This is a genomic window from Pseudomonas boreofloridensis (genome assembly GCF_030580795.1).
Taxonomy (GTDB): Bacteria; Pseudomonadota; Gammaproteobacteria; order Pseudomonadales; family Pseudomonadaceae; genus Aquipseudomonas; species Aquipseudomonas boreofloridensis.
Genome location: NZ_JAUQOQ010000008.1, coordinates 88,272 through 109,336, shown reverse-complemented (window position 1 = coordinate 109,336; position 21,065 = coordinate 88,272). Strand labels below are relative to the sequence as shown.

Sequence of the window (21,065 nt, the reverse complement as noted above, 5' to 3'; positions counted from 1 at the left end):
CGCTCACAGCCCAGGGCCACTATGTCATCGAGTTCGTTGCGCCATTCATTGCGTCGCCTGTGGGGCCAGGACAAGTTCAGCTACGCCATCCGGGTGACCATCGCCCTGACCGGCTCCATGGCCTGGTGCTGGTACCACAACGAGATGAGCCTGCTCATCCCGCTGTTCCTGGGCATCATCGCCAGCGCCTTGGCCGAGACCGACGACGGTTGGCAAGGTCGCCTCAGCGCCCTGGCCGTGACCCTGGTGTGCTTCGCCATCGCCGCCCTGGCGGTCGAACTGCTGTTCCCCTACCCCTGGATCTTCGTCGTCTCGCTGGCCCTGGCCGCCTTTGGCCTGACCATGCTCGGCGCACTGGGCGAGCGCTATGGCGCGATCGCCTCGGCGACCTTGATCCTGTCGGTGTACACCATGATCGGCGTCGACCAGCGCGGCGGCCAGGTCAGCGACTTCTGGCACGAACCCCTGCTGCTGGTGGCCGGCGCGGCCTGGTACGGCCTGCTCTCGGTGCTGTGGCAGGCGCTGTTCTCCAACCAGCCGGTGCAGCAGAGCCTGGCCAAGCTGTTCTTCGAGCTGGGCAGCTACCTCAAGCTCAAGGCCAGCCTGTTCGAGCCGGTGCGTACCCTGGATGTCGAAGCCACGCGCCTGGAGCTGGCCAAGCAGAATGGCCGGGTGGTCGCGGCGCTGAACACCGCCAAGGAAATCATCCTGCACCGGGTTGGCAACAGCCAGCCCAACTCCAAGGTCAGCCGCTACCTGAAACTGTACTTCCTGGCCCAGGACATCCATGAACGGGTCAGCGCCTCGCACTACCCCTACAACGCCCTGAGCGAGACGTTCTTCCACAGCGACGTGATGTTCCGCTGCCAACGCCTGCTGCGCAAACAGGGCTCCTCCTGTCAGGAACTGGCCCGTTCGATCCGCCTGCGCCAGCCGTTCGTGCTCGCCAGCGGCTACCCCGAAGCCCTGGAAGACCTCAACGCCTCGCTGGAGTACCTGCGCCAGCAGAACAACCCGGCCTGGCGCGGCCTGTTGCGCTCGCTGCGCGCCCTCGCGGCGAACCTGGCGACCCTCGATCGCTTGCTCGGTGCGGCGAGCAACCCCGACAGCCTGGTCGCCGCCAGCGACAGCAGCCTGCTGGACCGCTCGCCGCGCACCTTCAAGGAAGTCTGGAAACGCCTGCGGACCCAGCTCACCCCCACCTCGCTGCTGTTCCGCCATGCCTTGCGCCTGCCGCTGGCACTGTCGATCGGCTACGGCATGGTGCACCTGATCCACCCCACGCAGGGCTACTGGATCATCCTCACCACGCTGTTCGTCTGCCAGCCCAACTACGGCGCGACCCGGCGCAAGCTGGTGCAGCGGATCTTCGGCACCGCCATCGGCCTGACGGTGGGCTGGGCGCTGTTCGACCTGTTCCCCAACCCGGTGGTGCAATCGCTGTTCGCGGTGGTGGCCGGTGTGGTGTTCTTCGTCAATCGCACCACCCGCTACACCTTGGCCACGGCGGCGATCACGCTGATGGTGCTGTTCTGCTTCAACCAGATCGGCGATGGCTACGGGCTGTTCCTGCCGCGCCTGTTCGATACCCTGGTCGGCAGCCTGATCGCCATCCTCGCGGTGTTCCTGTTCCTGCCCGACTGGCAGGGACGGCGCCTGAACAAGGTGCTGGCCAACACCCTGAGCTGCGCCAGCGAGTACCTGCGCCAGATCATGCAGCAGTACGCCGTGGGCAAGAGCGACGACCTGGCCTATCGCCTGGCCCGCCGCAACGCGCACAACGCCGACGCGGCGCTGTCGACCACGCTGTCGAACATGCTCATGGAGCCCGGGCACTTCCGCAAGGAAGCCGACGTGGGCTTCCGCTTCCTGGTGCTCTCGCACACCCTGCTCAGCTACCTGTCAGGCCTGGGCGCGCACCGCGACACGGCATTGCCCGCCGAGGTGCACGAGCAGTTGATCGATGGCGTGGGCAGCAGCCTGGCGCGCAGCCTCGACGAGATCGCCAGCGGCCTGGCGGCGCGCTCGCCGGTGGCCATCCACAGCGACGCGGAGGAGGCCCTGGCCCAGCAACTGGAGCAGATGCCCGAAGAGCTGGACGAGCACCAGCGCCTGGTGCAGTCGCAACTGGCGTTGATCTGCAGGCAATTGGGACCGCTGCGCACGCTGGCGGCGCATTTGATCAAGGACAGCGAGCCGGCCTGAGGTGCCGGCGCGTCAGAAGCCGTACTGGCGCATGATCCGCGCGTAGCTGCCATCGGCCTTCATCGCCTGGATCGCGCGGTCGAAACCCTGGACGATCTGGTCATGCTGCGGGTTCTTCAGGCTGACCAAAATGTGCAGGCTGTTCTCGCCCAGGGGCTGGGCGACGAAGTCCACCTGCCCGCGCACCTCGGGCGGCTCGTGCTGCAGCAGGTAGCGCGCCACCAGTTCGTCTTCCACCGCCAGGTCGACCCGGCCGGCAGCCAGCATGCGGATGGCCGACGAGAAGCTGCGCACCGGCACCTTGTCGAGTCGGCTGTCGCTGTCGAAGGCCGGGGAATAGGCATAATCACGCACCACGGCGATGCTGTAGGGGTACAGATCGGCCAACTGGGTGAAGCTGAAGGGTCGATCCTTGCGCTCGAGCAGGCGAATTCGGTTGCTCAGGTAAGGGCTGGAGAATTCACCGAGTTGGGTACGCGATTCGGTGTACCAGGCGTTGATCAACACGTCGTAGCGGCCCTCGCCCACGCCCATCAGCGCCCTGGCCCACGGCACCTCCTCGAATTCACTGGCATACCCGGCACGCGCCAGCGCCGCGCTGACCAGACCGGTCGCCAGGCCGCCGCCGGGCAAGCTGCTGTCGGAGAACGGCGGCCATTTATCGGCCACCAGGCGCAACGTCGGCTGGGCCACGGCAGGTGCCATCGCCAACACCGCGATCAACCCCACAACGCCAAGCAGTGAGCGCATGCACAGTACCTCTCGCGGTCTGGAGGGATCGCAGCCGATGGCTCGAGGGTACACAAAGCCGACCGCCGACGGCAGCAGGCAATAATGTCATTTAGCCTCTATTTTGGCCGAATCGCTGAGCGGCGCTGGCGCTGCGCGACGGCGAACGCTGCTCGCGCCTCAGGGATAACCCAGCACCTGACGGATGTGCGCCAGATGGGCTTCGATCCACTGTTTGTCGATCGCCCCCCAGTCGCGGATGCGGTACTGCCCGGCATGGTTACGCGCGCCGCTTAGCTGCTCGAATTCACAGACGATGTCCAAGTCGGCCAGGGCGGTGAGGGTGTCCTGCGCGGTGCGCCGGGGCATGCCGGTGGCCTCCATCAGTGCCGGCACGCTGGTCGCGGTCTGGCTGTCGATCAGCCAGGCGACGTACAGCCGGCGGTAGAAACTGCTCTTGGTCTTGCTTACGTCCATGCTCGGGAGCCTCAGGCGATGCCCGGCAGTTCACGCCAGGTCAGGTAGACACGCAGGTCGAATTCCAGCTGATGGTAGTCCGGCTCCATGTGCTGGCACAGTTGGTAGAACGCCTTGCTGTGGTCGCGCTCGCGCAGGTGGGCCAGTTCGTGGACCACGATCATGCGCAAGAACTGCGGCGCCGCGTCCTTGAACAGCGACGCAATGCGGATTTCCTTCTTGGCCTTGAGCTTGCCGCCCTGCACCCGGGTCACCGCGGTGTTCAGCCCCAGGGCGCGGTGGGTGAGGTCCAGGCGATTGTCATAGAGCACCTTGTCCAGCGGCGGCGCGCTGCGCAGGAACTGCTGGCGCAAGTCCTGGGCGTAGAGGTACAGCGCCTTGTCGTTCTGCACGTCGTGGCGCTGCGCATAGCGCTGCTGCAGGTAGTCGCCCAGGCGATCGCGGGCGATCAGCTGGCGGACCTGTTCCTGCAGGTGCGGCGGGTAGGCTTGCAAGTAGCGTAGGGGCGTCATGGCCGGGGAGTTTACCCAATCGCCGCGTCCCTGTGTGCGTGCTGCCAGCGCTCGGCGCCATTGTTGGCTACGATGATCCCTTCATCCCCGCTCGAAGCACTGACCATGCCTAAAGCCAGCAAAGTCATCGACCCCTCCTACGAACTGATGGACGACCATGAAGGCCACTCGCTGATCTACCGCCAGCATGGCTTTCCCAGCCCGCTGGTGCGCTGGCATTTCCACAAGGAATACGAGCTGCACCTGATCGTCGCCAGCGCCGGCAAGGTGTTCATCGGCGACTACATCGGCAACTTCGCGCCCGGCACCCTGTTCCTCACCGGCCCCAACCTGCCGCACAACTGGATCAGCCAGGTTGCCGTCGACGAGGTGGTGGACACCCGCGACATGCTGGTCAACTTCACCGACGAGGTGCTCGAACACGGCAGCCAGGTGTTCTCCGAGCTGAACCAGTTGGCGCCCCTGCTGGCCCGCGCCAGCTACGGCATCGAGTTCCGCGACCCGGAGCTGATCGACCAGAGCCGGCTGTTGCTGCAACGCATCGCCGACAGCCAGGGCATGGCCCGCCTGGGATACTTTTTTATCCTCATGGAAAAACTTGCGGCCTGCGACGACTACCAACTGCTGTCCACCGTCACCTCCTCGCACCTGGCCGACGAGCACAACGTCGACCGCATCAACCGGGCCGTGGACTACATCTTCGAGCACTACGCCCAGGACCTCACGCAACGCGAAGTGGCCGAGCACCTGGGCATGACCACCACCTACTTCTCGCGCTTCTTCAAGCAGGCCGCAGGCCGGGGGTTCGTCGAGTTCGTCAACCGCCTGCGGGTCAGCAAGTCCTGCGAACTGCTGGCGCGCAGCGAATTGCCGGTGACCGAGGTGTGCTTCGAGTCGGGCTTCAGCAACCTGTCCAATTTCAATCGGCGCTTCCAGCAACTCAAGGGCATGACCCCCTCCGGCTACCGCAGCCTGGTGACCCAGCGCCTGACCGAGCAGAACCGCGCCTGAGCCTGGGCGCGAGCTGTTTGGCAGCACATCACGCGCCAATGACGCACAGCAAAAAAGTATCGGTCAGGGTGCAGGCCAGGCTTTGTCGCTGAATCCCGTCACAGGTGTAATCGGTGGCGAGCATGACAAAAACAATAATGTCTCCTGCGCCGTACTGCGGTCCGGGAGGGGAGTTCACCGCATGAACGACTCGATCAAGGCCTGCCTGGCCGTCGCCTGCCTCGGCCTGACGCCACTGGCCCAGGCTGCCGAAACCCTGACCATCGCCACCGTCAACAACAGCGACATGATCCGCATGCAACGTCTGTCCAAGGTGTTCGAGCAGCAGCACCCGGACATCGCGCTGAAGTGGGTGGTGCTCGAAGAAAACGTGCTGCGCCAGCGCCTGACCACCGACATCGCCACCCAGGGCGGGCAGTTCGACGTGCTCACCATCGGCATGTACGAAGCCGCGTTGTGGGGCGCCAAGGGCTGGCTGGAGCCGATGCAGGACCTGCCGGCCGACTATCATCTCGACGACGTCTTCCCCTCGGTGCGCGACGGCCTTTCGGTCAAGGGCACGCTCTACGCCCTGCCCTTCTACGCCGAAGCCTCGATCACCTACTACCGCAAGGACCTGTTCCAGCAGGCCGGCCTGAGCATGCCCGAGCAGCCGACCTGGACCCAACTGGGCGAGTTCGCCGCCAAGCTCAACAAGCCCCAGGACGGCCAGTACGGTATCTGCCTGCGCGGCAAAGCCGGCTGGGGCGAGAACATGGCCCTGATCGGCACCCTGGCCAACGCCTTCGGCGCGCGTTGGTTCAACGAACAATGGCAGCCGGAATTCACCGGCAGCGAATGGACCCAAGCGCTGAACTTCTACGTCGACACGATGAAGCACTACGGGCCGCCCGGCGCGTCGAGCAACGGCTTCAACGAGAACCTGGCGCTGTTCAACAGCGGCAAGTGCGCGATGTGGGTCGATGCCAGCGTCGCCGGCTCGTTCGTCACCGACAAATCCCAGAGCAAGGTGGCCGATGTCACCGGCTTCACCTTCGCCCCCAAGCAAGTCACCGACAAAGGCGCGAGCTGGCTGTACTCCTGGGCCCTGGCGATCCCCACCAGCTCCAAGTCCAAGGACGCAGCGAAGGCCTTCAGCACCTGGGCCACTTCACAGGCCTACGCCCAACTGGTGGCCGACAAGGACGGTGTGGCCAACGTGCCGCCCGGCACCCGCGCCTCCACCTACAGCGAGGCGTACTTGCAGGCTGCGCCGTTCGCCAAGGTGACCCTGGAGTCGCTAAAGCGGGTGGACCCCAACCATCCCACCCTCAAGCCGGTGCCCTATGTGGGCATCCAACTGGTGACCATCCCTGAGTTCCAGGCCATCGGCACCCAGGTCGGCAAGTTGTTCGCCGCTGCCCTGACCGGGCAGATGAAGCCCGAGCAGGCGCTGGCCGCCGCCCAGGCCTCCACCGAACGCGAGATGAAACGCGCCGGCTACCCCAAGTAGTCCGAACGGATCCGTCGGCGCGCCCGCCAGGGCGCGTCGACGCTCGCCCGCCCTGCCTGCCGCCTGAGGAATCGTGATGAAGACGTCGGCCCTGGACACCCCGACCCTGGCCCCCGAGCGCCGGGGCAAACGCCGCATCGGCCCCGGCTGGTTCCTGGTCAGCCCCTCGGTAGCGCTGTTGCTGCTGTGGATGATCGTGCCCCTGGGCATGACCCTGTACTTTTCGCTGATCCGCTACAACCTGCTGTACCCCGGCGAGAACGACTTCGTCGGCCTGGAGAACTTCAGCTTCTTCGTCACCGACGCGGGCTTTCTGCCCGGTGCGCTCAACACCCTGACCCTGGTGGGCAGCGTGCTGGCGATCAGCATCGTCTTCGGCGTGCTCATCGCCGCGCTGCTGGAGGCTGGGGAGTTCTGGGGCCGCGGCGTGGTGCGGGTGCTGTTGATCTCGCCGTTCTTCATCATGCCCACGGTCAGTGCGCTGCTGTGGAAGAACCTGATCCTGCACCCGGTGTCCGGCATTCTCGCCGCGCTCTGGCGCCTGTTCGGCGCGCAGCCGGTGGACTGGCTGGCGCATTACCCCTTGCTGTCGATCATCCTGATCGTGTCGTGGCAGTGGCTGCCGTTCGCCATCCTGATCCTGATGACCGCCATGCAGTCGCTGGACCAGGAACAGAAGGAAGCTGCACGCCTGGACGGCGCCGGCCCGCTGGCGATCTTCTGGCACCTGACCCTGCCACACCTGGCACGGCCCATCGCCGTGGTGCTGATGATCGAGACCATCTTCCTGTTGTCGGTGTTCGCCGAGATCTTCACCACCACCAGCGGCGGACCGGGCTACGAGTCCACCAACCTGGCCTACCTGATCTACAACCAGGCGCTGCTGCAGTTCGACGTCGGCATGGCGTCGGCCGGTGGCCTGATCGCCGTGCTGATCGCCAACGTCGCTGCCATCGTGCTGGTGCGCATGATCGGCAAGAACCTCACCGAGCGCAGCTGAGGAGCCCGCCATGCTGACACTCAAGCAAACCCGCCGCCTGCGCGACGCGCTGCTCGGCCTGCTGTGCTGGGGCATCGCCCTGGTGATCTTCTTCCCGATCTTCTGGATGCTGCTGACCAGCTTCAAGACCGAACTGGACGCCTTCGCCACGCCGCCGCAGTTCATCTTCCAGCCGACGCTGGAGAACTACCTGCACATCAACGAGCGCAGCGACTACTTCGCCTATGCCTGGAACTCCGTACTGATCTCGGCCACGGCGACACTGCTGTGCATGCTGATCGCAGTGCCGGCCGCCTATTCCATGGCCTTCTTCGAGTCGCGCCACACCAAGCGCACCTTGCTGTGGATGCTCTCGACCAAGATGCTGCCGCCAGTGGGCGTGCTGATGCCCATCTACCTGCTGGCCAAGCAGTTCGGCCTGCTCGACTCGCGCCTGGCGCTGATCATCGTCTACACCCTGATCAACCTGCCGATCGTGGTGTGGATGATCTACACCTACTTCAAGGACATCCCCGTGGACATCCTCGAGGCGGCGCGCCTGGACGGGGCCGGCACCTGGCAGGAGATCGTCCGCGTGCTGCTGCCGATCGCCCGCGGCGGCCTGGCCTCCACGGTACTGCTGTCACTCATCCTGTGCTGGAACGAGGCGTTCTGGTCGCTCAACCTCACCTCGTCGGCCGCCGCCCCGCTCACCGCGCTGGTGGCGTCCTACTCCAGCCCCGAAGGCCTGTTCTGGGCCAAGCTCTCGGCCGTCTCCACCCTGGCCTGCGCGCCGATCCTGATCTTCGGCTGGATCAGCCAGAAGCAACTGGTGCGCGGGCTGTCGTTCGGAGCGGTGAAATGAGACGGCTCAGTGCGGCTGCTGCGCAGCCCACCCCCCAATCGAACCCCTGCCGCCACGGAGCGCACTCGACATGGCTGATCTGAAGATCCGTAACCTGCATAAAGGCTTCGATGGCCACGCCATCATCAAAGGCATCGACCTGGACGTTCACGACCGCGAGTTCGTGGTGTTCGTCGGCCCGTCGGGCTGCGGCAAGTCGACCCTGCTGCGCCTGATCGCCGGCTTGGAAGAGGTCAGCAGCGGCACCATCGCGCTCGATGGCCGCGACATCACCGACACCGCCCCGGCCAAGCGCGACCTGGCCATGGTGTTCCAGACCTACGCCCTGTACCCGCACATGACCGTGCGCAAGAACCTGTCGTTCGCCCTGGACCTGGCCGGGGTGGCCAAGGCCGAGGTCAGCCGCAAGGTCGAGGACGCCGCGCGCATCCTCGAACTGCAACCGCTGCTCGAACGCAAGCCGCGCCAGCTCTCCGGCGGCCAACGCCAGCGCGTGGCCATCGGCCGGGCGATCGTGCGCAACCCGAAGATCTTCCTGTTCGACGAGCCGCTGTCCAACCTCGATGCCGCCCTGCGCGTGCAGATGCGCCTGGAACTGTCGCGCCTGCACAAGGAATTGGCCGCGACCATGATCTACGTGACCCACGATCAGGTCGAAGCCATGACCCTGGCCGACAAGGTGGTGGTGCTCAACGGCGGCCGCGTCGAGCAGGTCGGCTCACCGCTGGAGCTCTACCGCCACCCGGCCAACCTGTTCGTCGCAGGCTTTCTCGGCACGCCGAAGATGGGCTTCCTGCGCGGCCACCTGAGCCGCAATCACGGCGAGCGCTGCGAAGTGGCGCTGGAGTGCGGGACGCGCCTGGACGTGCCGCTGAGCGCCGGCGAGCTGGCCACCGGCAGTCCGCTGACCCTGGGCATTCGCCCCGAACACCTGAACATCGCCAGCCCCGGTGAGCCCGGCGCTCTGCAGGTGATCGCCGATGTCAGCGAGCGGCTGGGCAGCGACAGTTACTGCCACGTGCGCAGCGCCTGCGGAGAAATGCTCACGGTGCGGGTGCGCGGCGACTTCGCGCCGACCTTCGGCGAGCCGCTGCACCTGCACCTCGATCCCCAGCACTGCCACCTGTTCGACAGCCAGGGCCAGGCGCTGAGCAAACCCCTGCAAGTGGCCGCCTGAAGGAACTCCCGATGAAACTCGACCCGCGTACGCTCGACCAACTGCCAACCACCGTCGCCCGCCCGACCTACGACCCTGCGCAACTGCGCCAGGGCATCGTGCACATCGGTGTCGGTGGATTCCACCGCGCCCACCAGGCGGCCTACACCGACGCCCTGATGAACCTCGGCGAAGCCCACGACTGGGCGATCTGCGGCGCCGGCCTGCGCAGCGAAGACCGCGCCATGCGCGATGCCCTGGCCAGCCAGGGCCACCTGTACACCCTGTTCGAGCTGGGCGATGGAGCCGATACCGAGGTCCGCGTGATTGGCGCGATCAACGGCATGCTCTTGGCCGAGGACGATGCCCCGGCGCTGCTCGACACTTTGGCCGACCCGGCCATCCGTATCGTCTCGCTGACCATCACCGAAGGCGGCTACTGCATCGACGACAGCACCGGCGAGTTCCTCGACCAGTTGCCCGCGATCCAGCACGACCTGGCCAGCCCCGAGCAACCGCGCAGCGTGTTCGGTTTCCTCTGCCAGGCGCTGCGACGCCGACGCGAAGCGGGCAGCGCGGCATTCACGGTGATGTCCTGCGACAACCTTCCGCACAACGGCGAAGTGGCGCGCAAGGCCCTGCTGGCCTTCGCCCGCTTGCTCGACGCCGACCTGGCCGAGTGGATCGCCCGCCACGTCAGCTTCCCCAACGCCATGGTCGATCGCATCACGCCCATGACCAGCGCCGCCCACCGCGAGCAACTGGCCGAGCGACACGGCATCGAGGACGCCTGGCCGGTGGTCTGCGAGCCCTTCCTGCAATGGGTGCTGGAAGACCAGTTCGTCAGTGGCCGACCGGCCTGGGAAAAGGTCGGCGTGCAGTTCACCGACGACGTCACGCCCTACGAGGAGATGAAGATCAAGCTGCTCAACGGCAGCCACCTGGCCCTCACCTACCTGGGCTTTCTGCAGGGCTACCGCTTCGTCCACGAAACCCTGGCCGACCCACTCCTGCGCCGCTACATGCGCACCTTCATGGACCTGGATGTGACGCCACAGCTGGCACCCGTGCCGGGCATCGAACTGGCGCACTACAAGGAAGCACTGATCGAGCGCTTCGCCAACCGCGCCATCGCCGACCAGCTCGAGCGCGTGTGCTCGGACGGCTCGTCGAAATTCCCCAAGTTCATCGTGCCCACCGCCAACCGCCTGATCGCCGACGGCCGGCCGCTGGAACGCGTGGCGCTGGTGGTCGCGGCCTGGGCGCTGTACCTGGGCGGCGTGGACGAACAGGGCAACCACTACGCCATTCCCGATCCCCGCGCCGCCCAGTGCCAGGCCCGCGTGGTACAGCGCGACGGACTGGCTGCACGGGTATTGGGTGACGAGACCCTCTTCGGCACGGCCATCCCGGCGTCACGCGAATTCGTCGTCGCCTTCGAGCGTCTCTACGACAGCTTGCGTGAGGTCGGCGTCAGCGACACCCTGCGCCGAGTACTGGGCGACTGACACGGAGCGCGACGATGGACGGACTATTTCTCGGTATCGACTGCGGCACCCAGGGCACCAAGGCCCTGGTGCTCGACGCCGGTAGCGGCGCAGTGCTGGGCCTGGGCAGCGCCGCGCATGCCCCGCCCGAGGGCGAGCAGGGTCGCCGCGAGCAGGACCCGGCGGACTGGCTGCGGGCCTTGCGCACGGCCGTGGCCGAGGCCTTGGCTTGCGCCGGTGTGCCCGGCTCGGCCATTCGCGCGCTGGCCGTCTCCGGCCAGCAGCACGGCTTGGTGATGCTCGATGGCCAGGGCCAGGTGCTGCGCCCCGCCAAGCTGTGGTGCGACACCGAGAGCAGCGCCGAGAACGAGGATCTGCTGGCGGCGCTGGGCGGACCGGCCGGCTCGCTGGAGCGACTCGGACTGGTGATCGCGCCGGGCTACACGCTGTCCAAGCTGCTGTGGAGCAAGCGTCACCACCCCGAGCTGTTCGCCCGCGCCGAACACCTGCTGCTGCCCCACGACTTCCTCAATCACTGGCTCACCGGCCGCGCCTGCACCGAGCCGGGCGATGCGTCCGGCACCGGCTATTACGATGTGCGCCAACGCGCCTGGGCCACCGATGTACTGGAGCTGGTCGAACCCGGCACGCGCCTGGCGGCGGCGCTCCCGCAACTGGTGGCGTCGGGTGACTGCATCGGCACGTTGCAGACAGCAGCGGCCCAGGCGCTTGGGCTCGACGCCAGCACCTGGGTCGCCAGCGGCGGCGGCGACAACATGCTCGGCGCCCTCGGCACGGGCAATATCCGCCCCGGCCTCATCACCTTGAGCCTGGGCACCTCCGGTACCCTCGTCGCGCACACCGACCTGGCGCAGATCAGTCCCCAGGCCGAAGTCGCCACCTTCTGCGGGTCTTCCGGCGGCTGGCTGCCGCTGATCTGCAGCATGAACCTGACCGGTGCCTGCGCGCTGATTCAAGACCTGCTGCAACTGGACCTGCAGCAATTCGGCGAACTGGCTGGCCAGGCGCCAATCGGTGCCGGCGGACTGCTGATGCTGCCGTTCTTCGATGGCGAGCGGGTGCCGGCGCTGCCCGACGCCAGCGCCAGCCTGCTGGGCATGACCAGCGCCAACCTCACCCGCGCCAACCTGTGCCGGGCGGTGCTGGAGGGCACGTGCTTCAGCCTGCGCTACGGGCTCGACCTGCTGCGCGAGGTCGGCCTGCTGGGCCAGGAAATTCGCCTGGTCGGCGGTGCGGCGAAGAGCCCGCTGTGGCGCCAGACCCTCGCCGACCTGCTCGGCGTGCCGCTGGTTTGCCCGCGCCAGACCGAAGCCGCAGCGCTCGGTGCGGCGATTCAGGCGGCTTGGAGCCTGGGGCGTCAACTGGGCAGCGGGGACGACCTGCCGACGCTGGTCGAGCGCTGCGTAGCGCTCGACCCCAGCACCCGGACCGAGCCACAGCCCGCACAACAGGCGGCTTTCGAGACCGCCTACCAACGTTATCGGGCGCACCTGCCGGCGCGCTGAGCGCGGCCCTCATTCATGTTTGCTCGGAGACCTTCATGTATCTGGTTTGTGGCGAAGCGCTGTTCGATGTGTTCAGCCAGGCGGACAGTCCCCGCAGCAGTGAGCTGGATTTCAAGGCGATTGCCGGCGGCTCGCCGTTCAACGTCGCGGTCGGCCTGCGCCGCCTCGGCGCGCAGTCGGCATTGTTCGGCGGCCTGTCCAGCGACTATCTCGGCGCGCGACTGCGTCGGGTGCTGCAAGAGGAACAGGTCGATTGCAGCCATCTGGTCGTCAGCGAGGCGCCCACAACCCTGGCCATGGTCGGTTTGAACGCCGATGGCTCGGCGCAGTACCAGTTCCGTGGCGACGGCTGCGCCGACCGTCAGGTGCGCCTGGAGCACCTGCCTGTGCTGGACGGTCAGGTACGCGGCATCCATGTGGGTTCCTACACCTTGGTGGTGCAGCCGGTGGCGGACACCTTGCTGGCGCTGGTGCAGCGTGAAAGCGAGCGGCGGCTGATCAGCCTCGACCCCAACGTACGCCTGAACACGCAGCCCGACGTGGCGCTGTGGCGCCGCCAGGTCGAGGCATTCGCCGCGCATGCCCACCTGATCAAGGCCAGCGAGGAAGACCTGACCCTGCTCTACCCGCAGCGCGATCCCGCCGAGGTGGCACAGGGCTGGCTCAGCCCGCGCTGTCGGCTGGTGTTCGTCACCCACGGGGCAAACGGCGCGAGCGCGCACACGGCGCAGGGCTCATGGAAGCGCCCGGCGGACACCTCGCGGCCCCTGCGCGATACGGTCGGCGCGGGCGATACCTTTCAGGCGGCGGTGCTGGGTGGTCTGGCCACGCTGAACGCGGACAGTCCACAAGCACTGGCGGCGCTGACGCGCGAAGCGATCGACGACCTCCTCGAGTTCGCCATTCGCGCGGCGGCCATCACCTGTTCGCGGGTGGGGCCGGATCTGCCATTTGCCCGGGAGCTTTAATCAAAGGCTACGCCATCAGCTACGTTCGCGTCGCAATGACTGCCAGCGTGCATATCGGCCTCTGCGCTCTGAATGCGGTTTGTAAGCGCTCCACCGCCACGGCGCCGTGTGCCAAGGCGCTGGAACTTCCCAACCACCCTTGTAGAAATGAATCTGCCCCGCTAGCGCCGCTCTGTTACGAAACGCATAGCGCAACTCGCTGGCTGTAATGGACCATCCGAATTCACCTCTTTTATTGATAACGGCCGACTCACTCAGGTCGTCAAGGACAAAGTGGATCTTAGGTCCTGCCTGATTGGTTGCCATTTGAAGACCCAGTTTGGATCCCCGCTTCCAAAGTAACAACGGGCCGATATCATCCTGTATCCAATAGTGAAATCTACTGGCTCCCCACTGCGTGGCTACGCTCTCATAGATGCTTGGAATATTAAACTTCGGATTCTTTTCGCCCGCCGTAAGATAGCTGTCCCAATGCACATAGGTCCCAAACGTCTCCCGAGCGACCGCGAGACTTCCAGTGCCCGGAGCTGCCGCCCTTAGTAGTTGGTGTGGTGAAGCGTTCTCTGGCAGTTTGAACTTTACCAAGGCTTCAATGCGCACGGCTTTAGCGACGGCTATGTTGTAGTGATCAATGGTCAACGCAGCGTCATCCTCCAACCCTCGATACCCCTCTATCGCGACCCTCAGATAGTTATGACGGGGATCGGACAATCCATAAACGAGATCACCTCGCCCTTGATCGAGATTCATGCTCATCACGCGCAAGCCTGCGGCATCGAAATATGTTACGGGGCTATTTCGCACCATGGCGTATAGATTGGCCCCATCGACGACCCCTGCCGGATCCGCACTCAGCCAACGCCCCGTCCAGGGTTGATAATACCGATAGCCGTAGTAATACAGCCCCCCCGCGTCCCGCTCTCGCCCGGAATACCGAACCGCTTTATTGGTTGCTTTGATCTGATGACGCGCGGCCAAACTGGCCGTTCCACCAAACGGGTAAAACGCTTCACGGCTTATGACCTCACCCACGGCATCGAGCTCCAACCCGACACTGCCGATCACGTCGTCATAGCCATAGCGAATGTCGTCGCTATCGACACGCTCCGGCACTTGCGACAGGCCACGCACGGCCCGTGCCTGAGCGTTACCTGCCTCGCCCATCACCACAACGTGCACACGCTCCTTAACATCACCGGCGGCACACTCAAGATGCAACTCCACGCCCGGGAGGTAAACCACGTGCTGTTGCTTCAGCGAACGCCCCTGCCGCTGTCCGCAGACCTTGAGCACACGCTGCCCGCCTGCGTCATAGCGATAGTGCTCCACACCCTCTCCCGACACTTGCTGCAACTCGCCACGCGCCGTCCAGGCCAGCCCTTGTCCCGGCAGCAACGCCCGTTGTTCGCCCCCGGCAGTGAACAGCGCTTGCACGCCCTCCGGCTCCTCGCACAGCACATCCCACACACCGCGGTTGCTGCGAGGACTCACGGTGATTGCCGTCACATAATGATTGTTGGTCGCTGGCGCGCTGTGCTGGATGCGGATCAGGTTGCCCGCGCTGTCGTAGGTAAAACGCCGCGTATATCGGGTGTAGAGCGAGTCATCCACCGGCAGCGGTACCAGCGCCTCAGGCAACAGATTGCCTTCTCGCCCGACATTGACCATTTCCCGACCGCTGGCGAAGACCAGTTGGTAGAAGCTGTCGTAGCGGTACTCGCACTCGGCGGCGACGCGCTGGTTGCGCCAGAACCGGGTCGGTTCGGCGTCATTGTTCGTGCCAATCACGTTCCCGACAGGATCGTAGCGATAGTCCAGCGCCCAATAGCGCTGCTGCGGCACCGCCTGCCGGAGGGTCTGGATCGACGCGAGCCAGGACGTTCTGGGCTGATAACGATAAACCGTCACCGCACCATTGCCATGGGCCTCGCGCAGCTTGCGGCCCTGCGCCGAGTAGCTTACCGAGGTCACGACTGCGCGCTCGGGCGTGCCCTGGAGCGTCAGCCACGTCGCGTTGAGCGCGCCCGCCACATCGTAAGCGCTGCGCTGCCGATGCCCGGCACAATCGAGCGACCACAGCGTCCTGCCCGTGGCGTCGCTGCCGCTGCACGTGCGGTAGGCATCGGTGTCCAGCAGACGGTCCCAGTCCTGGGCTGAATCGCCGCGCCAGTCGGCGTGGACATCAACGTCGTCGGCCTCGCGCAACAACTGCCGTGACACACAGGTCGGCGTCCCCACCAGGGCCTTGCCCTGCGTGCTGAGCCGCCCGGCAGGGTCGTAGTGACTCACCAGATCGCCCGACAGATTACGGTCTTTGTCCGCAGCGGCGTGCCCGGCATAGCACAAGCGTTCGCTGACCCGCGCTGGCGCTCCGACCACCTGCTCGCTGACGCTCAGTAGCCGACCGGCCTGCGTGGGTAACTCATAGACCCGGCGGTGCATCACCGCTTGCGTGAAATCGTCCTGATCGGCCGTGCCGACGCCCACCTGGCTGACCGCGAACAGCCCCCGCCCAGCGCAGTCGTCAAGCGTTAGCCGAGTACCGGCATCGGCACTCTGCACCCGCAGGGTCTGCCGAGCCAACCCCTGTCGATACAGGAAGTTGGCCCGACCGGCAGCATGCAAACGCGGATCAACCATCTGGCTCGGCAAGCCCGCTGGGCCGTAACCGTGACGCGTAATACGGATCTCGGCGGCGGCTGTCAGCGCCTCGCACCGGTAGTACTCGATCTGACGCACGGGCAGACGACGATTGTCGTAAACCCTGACCGAAGGTGTTTGATGGAACAGTTCGCCGCCCATGCCCTGCTTCCTGGATTTGGCGTGTCATCGGCCACACAGTCGACCGCGCCACAGAGAACGGCAACTAGCAGTTTTGTCAGGTCGTGGGCGACGGTAAGTACGTCGACGGCCAGGCATACACCGACGAGACCCCCTGGGCGTCGGCAGCCATCATCGGCCGTGCCACCAGAAAACCCTGGACGTAGGCGCAGCCGTTGTCGCGCAACCACTGCGCCTGCGCCGTCGTTTCCACGCCTTCGGCGATCACGGTGATGGTGTAGTCGGCGCACAGGGCAATGACACTGCGCACCAACGCTGCATCGGCCAGCGACTCGGGCAAGCGCGCGACCAGGTGGCGATCGAGCTTGAGGGTGTCGATGGGCAAGTCGCGCAACATGCGCAGCGAACAGTCGCCAGCGCCGAAGTCATCCAGCGCCACGCGCACCCCCAACTCGCGCAGGCGCTTGATCTGCTTTGCGGCGGCGTCGATGTCATACATCAGCGAGGTTTCCGCCACCTCCACTTCCAATTGCGCCGGCGCCAGCCCGTGTTCCTCGATGGCCCGGCGCAATTCGTCGACCAGGTTCGGTTGGGTGAACTGGGCGCGGCTCAAGCTGATGCCCAGCACCAGATCGTCGGCGAACACGTGCTGCCAGTCCCGGCGCTGGGCAGCGCCCTTGCCGTAGATCCAACTGGCCAGGCGATGGATCAGGTGCGCCTCCTCCAGCAGTGGGATGAACAGCCCCGGCGGCACGTCGCCGACACTCGGGTGCTGCCAGCGCAGCAAGGCTTCGAAGCCACGCAGATGGCCATCGGCGAAGCCGACCTGGGGCTGGTAGACCAAGGTGAAATCCTGATGATCGATAGCGGTGCGCACGCTGTCTTCGAGCATCAGCCGCGAGCGGGCCCGGCCATTGAGCTCCTGGGCGTAGAAGCGGTACTGCTGGCGACCGGCGCGCTTGGCCGAGTACATCGCCGTGTCGCCTGCGCGCAGCAGGCCTTCGACGGTGGCGCCGCAGTCGGGGTAGGTGGCAATGCCGATGCTGATGCCCAGGCACACGTCCTGGCCGTCAACCTGCGGACAACTGGACATGCGTTCGATCAGCGCCTCGGCATAGCGACCTGCCTGTTCCGGATAGGGCAAGCCGTCGAACAACGCGGTGAACTCGTCACCGCCCATGCGCCCGAGCAGCGCCTGGGCGCCCAGACAGTCCCTGAGCTGTTCGGCGACCCAGCGCAGTACACGGTCGCCCGCCTCGTGCCCAAACGTGTCGTTGATCTGCTTGAAGCCGTCGAGGTCCATGTACATCAGCGCCTGGACCTTGTCTGCGCGCTCGTTGCGCACCAGCGCAGCTTCGGCGGTCTGATAGAAACCGCGCCGGTTGAGCAGGCCGGTCAGGGGATCGGTCACCGCCTGATGCTCCAGTTGCTGGTGCAGGCTGTTCACCACCGACATATCCAGCACCGTCACCACCATGGCCTTCTGCTCGACCGACAATGGCGCACAGGACAGCGCTACCGGGATCAGCGAACCGGCTGGGGTACGCAATTGGGCATCGTGGACCCGGAAGATCTCCCGGCTCAGGTAGGCGTGGTAGAAGTCCGAGTCGCGCCACAGCGCAGCACTGGGCAACTGGATCAGGTCCAGCACATGGGCACCGCGCAAGCGCGCCACCGGCACCTGGAGCAGCCGCGAAATGGCCGGGTTGGCGAAGCCGATGGTGCCGCAGTCGTCCACCACCAGAATGCCCTCGGCGGCATTTTCCAGCACCGACGCATTGAACGCATGCGCCGCCTCCAGCGCCTGGCTCAAGCGTTGCAGCGCGCGCTGGTTGCGCTGCTGCTCCAGAATGGCCTGCACCTTGGGCTTGAGAATCTGCGGGTCGAACGGTTTGAACAGATAGTCCACCGCCCCGCTGGCGTAGCCTTTGAGCACAGCGGCCTGACTCTGCTCGTTGGCGGTGAGGAAGATGATCGGCGTGAGGCGCGTGCGCTGACTGCCGCGCATCAGCCGAGCGACTTCGAAACCGTCCATGCCGGGCATCTGCACGTCCAGCAGGACGAGGTCCACCTCGTGTTCCAACAGTGCGCTCAGGGCTTCCCTGCCTGAGCTTGCGGTGATCACCTGCCAATCCTGGCCGGCCAGCAAGGCGCGCATGGTGATCAGATTTTCCGGGTAGTCATCGACTACCAGCAGCACGGAGCTGCCTTGCGGTGCCGCGTATTGAGCTCCATCCATGCCACTTCTCTTCGCGAACGTCTTTGTCTTGTAGTTGGATCCGATGTCGACTCGGCAGCGGAGTTCACTGTCAGCGATGCAATCAGTTCGCTATCAATGAATTAAATGAGAATAGCCGATCAACGGAGCCCTGCAGGGCCGATGGAATGGGCTTTACGAGGGTATTGGGCGGTGGCGGCTATCCAGATGAAGGGACACCCGCGACAGGCAAAAAAACGCCCCTGACCAAACACAGCAGATCAGGGGCGATGCGCAGATACGCCAGACGGTTCGTTGACAATCAAAAATCAGCCGAATGCTTCACCAAAGCGCTGTTGACGAGGCTGCAGGTGGGCGAACGATCGCGCCAGACGCTGCAGCATGTCGTCGATATTGCCGCGACTGACATCCAGTGCCGGGGAAAAGCGCACGACGTCAGGTTTCACCGCAGCGAGCAGCAAGCCTTCGCCCAAGGCGGCCTCGACCAGTGCCTGGGCCTGGGCCTCACGCAGGTGCAGCGCCCACAGCAAGCCCTGGCCACGCACCTCGCCGTGGCTGTAGCGCCGCGCCACTCGGCTCAGGCCATCGCGCAGGTGACGGCCGCTGTCCTGCACCTGGTCGAAAAAACCCGGCGCGAGCAGGGTATCGAGCACCGCCAGCCCGGCCGCGCTCATCAAGGCGTTATCGGCCTGCCTGATGGGCGTGGCGCACGCCTCGGTGCAGAGGGCGGTGCCGCGTGCCAGCAGGGCGGCCAGCGGCACACCGCTGCCCAGGCCACTGCCGAGAATGACGATATCGGCACGCACGCCATACGTCTGCTCGGCCAACAACGCTCCACAACGGCCGCTGCCGGTCTGCGTCTCGTCGAGGATCAGCAGGATGCCGAGTTCGCGGCAAAGCTGCTCGGCGCCGAGCAGGTAGTCTCGGCTCGCCGGAATCACGCCCGCGTCAGCCTGGAGCGGTTCGAGCATGATGGCCACGGTGCGCGAGTCGACTTGCGCGTGCAGCGCCGCCAGGTCGTTGAACGGCACCTGACTCAAACCCGTCCCGCGGGTCCGGCCGGCGGTGATGATGCCTTCGGCGCCGCCGCGGTGCCGTCTGCCCCACTCACGGGCGAGCCTGAGCGCGTCTTCGCAGGCCTGGGCACTGCTGTCCAGCACCCAGGCCTGATCGCTGCCGGTGGCCTGGCACAGGCGCTGGATCAAGGCCTGCGCGGGCGCGCTGGCGAAATGATGGCCGGGATTGATGAGGGCCTGGGCCTGAGCGCCGAGCGCGTTGACCAGCACTGGCGGGCTGTGCCCCAGGCTGTTCATCGCCCCCGCCTGGTCGAAATCCAGGCAGGCATGTCCACGGTCGTCCCACAGCCAGGAACCCTGGCCGCGTACGAAGGCCCGGGCACACACGTTGGGCACTACCGCTGCAGTTTGGCCACGCTGCGCCTGGCGCGACTCGACAACGGCGAGCGTCGGGCGACGCCGCTTGAACAGGTTCATGGTGGCTCCACGGCATTCAGGCATGCAGGCAAGGCGCCTCGGTCTGGGCCGCAGGTCGTTGTTTTGCTCTGCCTATCGAAAACGAATACTCATCACCATCAAGATCAAGCCTATCGTTCACTTAATCCTGCTGATTGACGGCGCTAGACTAGGCGTCTCGGCGCGCCGGGGCCATTTCGTTTTCCCAGCTTTTTCGATAAGTGAATCTTATGGATTTTCGCCAACTGCGTTATTTCGTCGCGGTGTATGAAGAAGGCCATGTGGGCCGAGCCGCCGAGCGACTGTCGCTGTCGCAACCGGCGCTGTCGCAGCAGATCCGCCAGCTCGAGCACAGCCTCGACCTGAGCCTGTTCGAACGCAGCAACAAGCGTCTGTTGCCGACTCTGGCCGCGCACACCCTCTACAACCACGCGCTGCCGCTGCTCGACGGCCTGCAACGCGCCCAGGAGGCGATGCTCGGTTTCAAAGGGCAATCGCTGCGCACCCTGGCCATTGGCGTACTGCAGACCGTGCGCCCGAGCCTGGTGCCCCGACTGCTGGAAAAGCTGCGCAGGGCGCAGCCGCATCTCGTGGTGCAGATCTATGAACTGTCGGGCCTGGAGATCGAGCGGCGGCTGCTCAACGGCAGCCTGGATATCGGCATCAGCTACCTGCCGCCGCGCCAGCCGGGGCTGCACGGTCAGTTGCTGTACGAAGATGAACTGCAACTGGTCATCCCCAACACCCACCCGTTGAAGGACTTCAAGAAAGTCTCGATCCGCCAGGCCGCCGAGCTGCCGCTGTTGATGCTGGGCGAAGAGTTCCAGATCCGCCAGATCTGGCAGGCGCAACTGGCCAATCTTGGGCGTCGGCCACAGGTTCAGGCGGAAATGAACAACATGGGCGGGATCCTCGACAGCCTGGCCAACACTGCGTTGGCGACCATTCTGCCTGGGCGGGCGAAGGAAGCGGCCGAAGACGAACAGGCGCTGCTGTGGAAGCCGCTGAGCGAGCCACGGGTGCCGCTGAAGGTCGGTTTGGTGTTTCGCGATGCACAACGTCAGCAGGCCTCGGTGGAGCTGCTGCGAACAGTGCTGGAGGAAGAAACTGACGCCCGACATGGCGCGATGCCGTAGGACGCGCGTGGAAAATAAAAACCCCAGACGAAGGAAACCCCGCCGAAGCGG

General features: G+C 65.4%; 16 protein-coding genes. 10 read left to right on the top strand and 6 right to left on the bottom strand.

Going from position 1 to position 21,065, the window contains the following annotated elements; all coding sequences use genetic code 11:
• Positions 1-21: 21 nt before the first annotated feature.
• On the top strand, positions 22-2,205 hold the full coding sequence (yccS, locus tag Q6A47_RS12155; protein ID WP_304484429.1) for a YccS family putative transporter: 2,184 nt from the start codon (positions 22-24) through the stop codon (positions 2,203-2,205).
• A 12-nt stretch (positions 2,206-2,217) separates the two neighbouring features.
• Here the strand turns inward: yccS and Q6A47_RS12150 are convergent, their stop codons facing one another.
• From Q6A47_RS12150 to Q6A47_RS12140, 3 genes are all read right to left on the bottom strand, one after another.
• Positions 2,218-2,955, bottom strand: coding sequence for a substrate-binding periplasmic protein (locus Q6A47_RS12150; protein WP_304484428.1), 738 nt, complete (start codon positions 2,953-2,955; stop codon positions 2,218-2,220).
• A gap of 159 nt (positions 2,956-3,114) precedes the next feature.
• Positions 3,115-3,411, bottom strand: a complete 297-nt coding sequence (locus Q6A47_RS12145; protein ID WP_039582792.1) for a winged helix-turn-helix domain-containing protein — start codon at positions 3,409-3,411, stop codon at positions 3,115-3,117.
• Positions 3,412-3,422: 11 nt separating this feature from the next.
• Complete coding sequence (locus tag Q6A47_RS12140; RefSeq protein ID WP_029614202.1) at positions 3,423-3,923, bottom strand: M48 metallopeptidase family protein; 501 nt, start codon at positions 3,921-3,923, stop codon at positions 3,423-3,425.
• A gap of 105 nt (positions 3,924-4,028) precedes the next feature.
• On the opposite strand from Q6A47_RS12140, the gene Q6A47_RS12135 reads away from it, so the two are divergent.
• From Q6A47_RS12135 to Q6A47_RS12100, 8 genes are all read left to right on the top strand, one after another.
• Positions 4,029-4,934, top strand: a complete 906-nt coding sequence (locus tag Q6A47_RS12135) for a helix-turn-helix domain-containing protein (protein ID WP_029614201.1) — start codon at positions 4,029-4,031, stop codon at positions 4,932-4,934.
• 181 nt (positions 4,935-5,115) lie between these two features.
• Entirely contained in the window at positions 5,116-6,426 is a 1,311-nt protein-coding gene (locus Q6A47_RS12130) for an ABC transporter substrate-binding protein (protein WP_304484427.1), read from the top strand.
• 76 nt (positions 6,427-6,502) lie between these two features.
• Positions 6,503-7,426: a carbohydrate ABC transporter permease gene (locus Q6A47_RS12125; protein ID WP_039582788.1), complete on the top strand. Its 924-nt coding sequence runs from the start codon at positions 6,503-6,505 to the stop codon at positions 7,424-7,426.
• 10 nt (positions 7,427-7,436) lie between these two features.
• Positions 7,437-8,270 (top strand): carbohydrate ABC transporter permease, encoded by an 834-nt coding sequence (locus tag Q6A47_RS12120; RefSeq protein ID WP_039582787.1) that lies wholly within the window; start codon positions 7,437-7,439, stop codon positions 8,268-8,270.
• 70 nt (positions 8,271-8,340) lie between these two features.
• Complete coding sequence (locus Q6A47_RS12115) at positions 8,341-9,447, top strand: ABC transporter ATP-binding protein (protein WP_304484426.1); 1,107 nt, start codon at positions 8,341-8,343, stop codon at positions 9,445-9,447.
• An 11-nt stretch (positions 9,448-9,458) separates the two neighbouring features.
• A complete protein-coding gene (locus Q6A47_RS12110; protein ID WP_039582785.1) occupies positions 9,459-10,934 on the top strand; it encodes a mannitol dehydrogenase family protein in 1,476 nt (491 codons plus the stop codon).
• Between the two features lie 14 nt (positions 10,935-10,948).
• A complete protein-coding gene (gene xylB / locus Q6A47_RS12105) occupies positions 10,949-12,439 on the top strand; it encodes a xylulokinase (protein ID WP_304484425.1) in 1,491 nt (496 codons plus the stop codon).
• 35 nt (positions 12,440-12,474) lie between these two features.
• Positions 12,475-13,407, top strand: coding sequence for a carbohydrate kinase family protein (locus Q6A47_RS12100; protein WP_304484424.1), 933 nt, complete (start codon positions 12,475-12,477; stop codon positions 13,405-13,407).
• 15 nt (positions 13,408-13,422) lie between these two features.
• On the opposite strand, the gene Q6A47_RS12095 is transcribed toward Q6A47_RS12100, so the two are convergent.
• From Q6A47_RS12095 to Q6A47_RS12085, 3 genes are all read right to left on the bottom strand, one after another.
• Complete coding sequence (locus tag Q6A47_RS12095) at positions 13,423-16,209, bottom strand: RHS repeat-associated core domain-containing protein (RefSeq protein ID WP_304484423.1); 2,787 nt, start codon at positions 16,207-16,209, stop codon at positions 13,423-13,425.
• Positions 16,210-16,285: 76 nt separating this feature from the next.
• Positions 16,286-18,427 (bottom strand): putative bifunctional diguanylate cyclase/phosphodiesterase, encoded by a 2,142-nt coding sequence (locus Q6A47_RS12090; RefSeq protein ID WP_304484422.1) that lies wholly within the window; start codon positions 18,425-18,427, stop codon positions 16,286-16,288.
• 287 nt (positions 18,428-18,714) lie between these two features.
• Positions 18,715-19,899 carry an aminotransferase class III-fold pyridoxal phosphate-dependent enzyme gene (locus Q6A47_RS12085; RefSeq protein ID WP_304484421.1) on the bottom strand — a complete coding sequence of 395 codons (1,185 nt, stop codon included), beginning with the start codon at positions 19,897-19,899 and terminating at the stop codon, positions 18,715-18,717.
• Positions 19,900-20,108: 209 nt separating this feature from the next.
• On the opposite strand from Q6A47_RS12085, the gene Q6A47_RS12080 reads away from it, so the two are divergent.
• On the top strand, positions 20,109-21,014 hold the full coding sequence (locus tag Q6A47_RS12080; protein ID WP_295486705.1) for a LysR family transcriptional regulator: 906 nt from the start codon (positions 20,109-20,111) through the stop codon (positions 21,012-21,014).
• The last annotated feature ends 51 nt before the right edge of the window (positions 21,015-21,065 follow it).

Excerpts from the sequence above, each read along its gene's own strand:
- Q6A47_RS12130 (WP_304484427.1), top strand. The coding sequence starts at position 5,116 with ATGAACGACTCGATCAAGGCCTGCCTGGCCGTCGCCTGCCTCGGCCTG.
- Q6A47_RS12115 (WP_304484426.1), top strand. The coding sequence starts at position 8,341 with ATGGCTGATCTGAAGATCCGTAACCTGCATAAAGGCTTCGATGGCCAC.
- Q6A47_RS12110 (WP_039582785.1), top strand. The coding sequence starts at position 9,459 with ATGAAACTCGACCCGCGTACGCTCGACCAACTGCCAACCACCGTCGCC.
- Q6A47_RS12085 (WP_304484421.1), bottom strand. The coding sequence starts at position 19,899 with ATGAACCTGTTCAAGCGGCGTCGCCCGACGCTCGCCGTTGTCGAGTCG.
- Q6A47_RS12145 (WP_039582792.1), bottom strand. The coding sequence starts at position 3,411 with ATGGACGTAAGCAAGACCAAGAGCAGTTTCTACCGCCGGCTGTACGTC.
- Q6A47_RS12080 (WP_295486705.1), top strand. The coding sequence starts at position 20,109 with ATGGATTTTCGCCAACTGCGTTATTTCGTCGCGGTGTATGAAGAAGGC.
- Q6A47_RS12120 (WP_039582787.1), top strand. The coding sequence starts at position 7,437 with ATGCTGACACTCAAGCAAACCCGCCGCCTGCGCGACGCGCTGCTCGGC.
- Q6A47_RS12135 (WP_029614201.1), top strand. The coding sequence starts at position 4,029 with ATGCCTAAAGCCAGCAAAGTCATCGACCCCTCCTACGAACTGATGGAC.
- Q6A47_RS12125 (WP_039582788.1), top strand. The coding sequence starts at position 6,503 with ATGAAGACGTCGGCCCTGGACACCCCGACCCTGGCCCCCGAGCGCCGG.
- Q6A47_RS12150 (WP_304484428.1), bottom strand. The coding sequence starts at position 2,955 with ATGCGCTCACTGCTTGGCGTTGTGGGGTTGATCGCGGTGTTGGCGATG.
- xylB (WP_304484425.1), top strand. The coding sequence starts at position 10,949 with ATGGACGGACTATTTCTCGGTATCGACTGCGGCACCCAGGGCACCAAG.
- yccS (WP_304484429.1), top strand. The coding sequence starts at position 22 with ATGTCATCGAGTTCGTTGCGCCATTCATTGCGTCGCCTGTGGGGCCAG.
- Q6A47_RS12100 (WP_304484424.1), top strand. The coding sequence starts at position 12,475 with ATGTATCTGGTTTGTGGCGAAGCGCTGTTCGATGTGTTCAGCCAGGCG.
- Q6A47_RS12090 (WP_304484422.1), bottom strand. The coding sequence starts at position 18,427 with ATGGATGGAGCTCAATACGCGGCACCGCAAGGCAGCTCCGTGCTGCTG.
- Q6A47_RS12140 (WP_029614202.1), bottom strand. The coding sequence starts at position 3,923 with ATGACGCCCCTACGCTACTTGCAAGCCTACCCGCCGCACCTGCAGGAA.
- Q6A47_RS12095 (WP_304484423.1), bottom strand. The coding sequence starts at position 16,209 with ATGGGCGGCGAACTGTTCCATCAAACACCTTCGGTCAGGGTTTACGAC.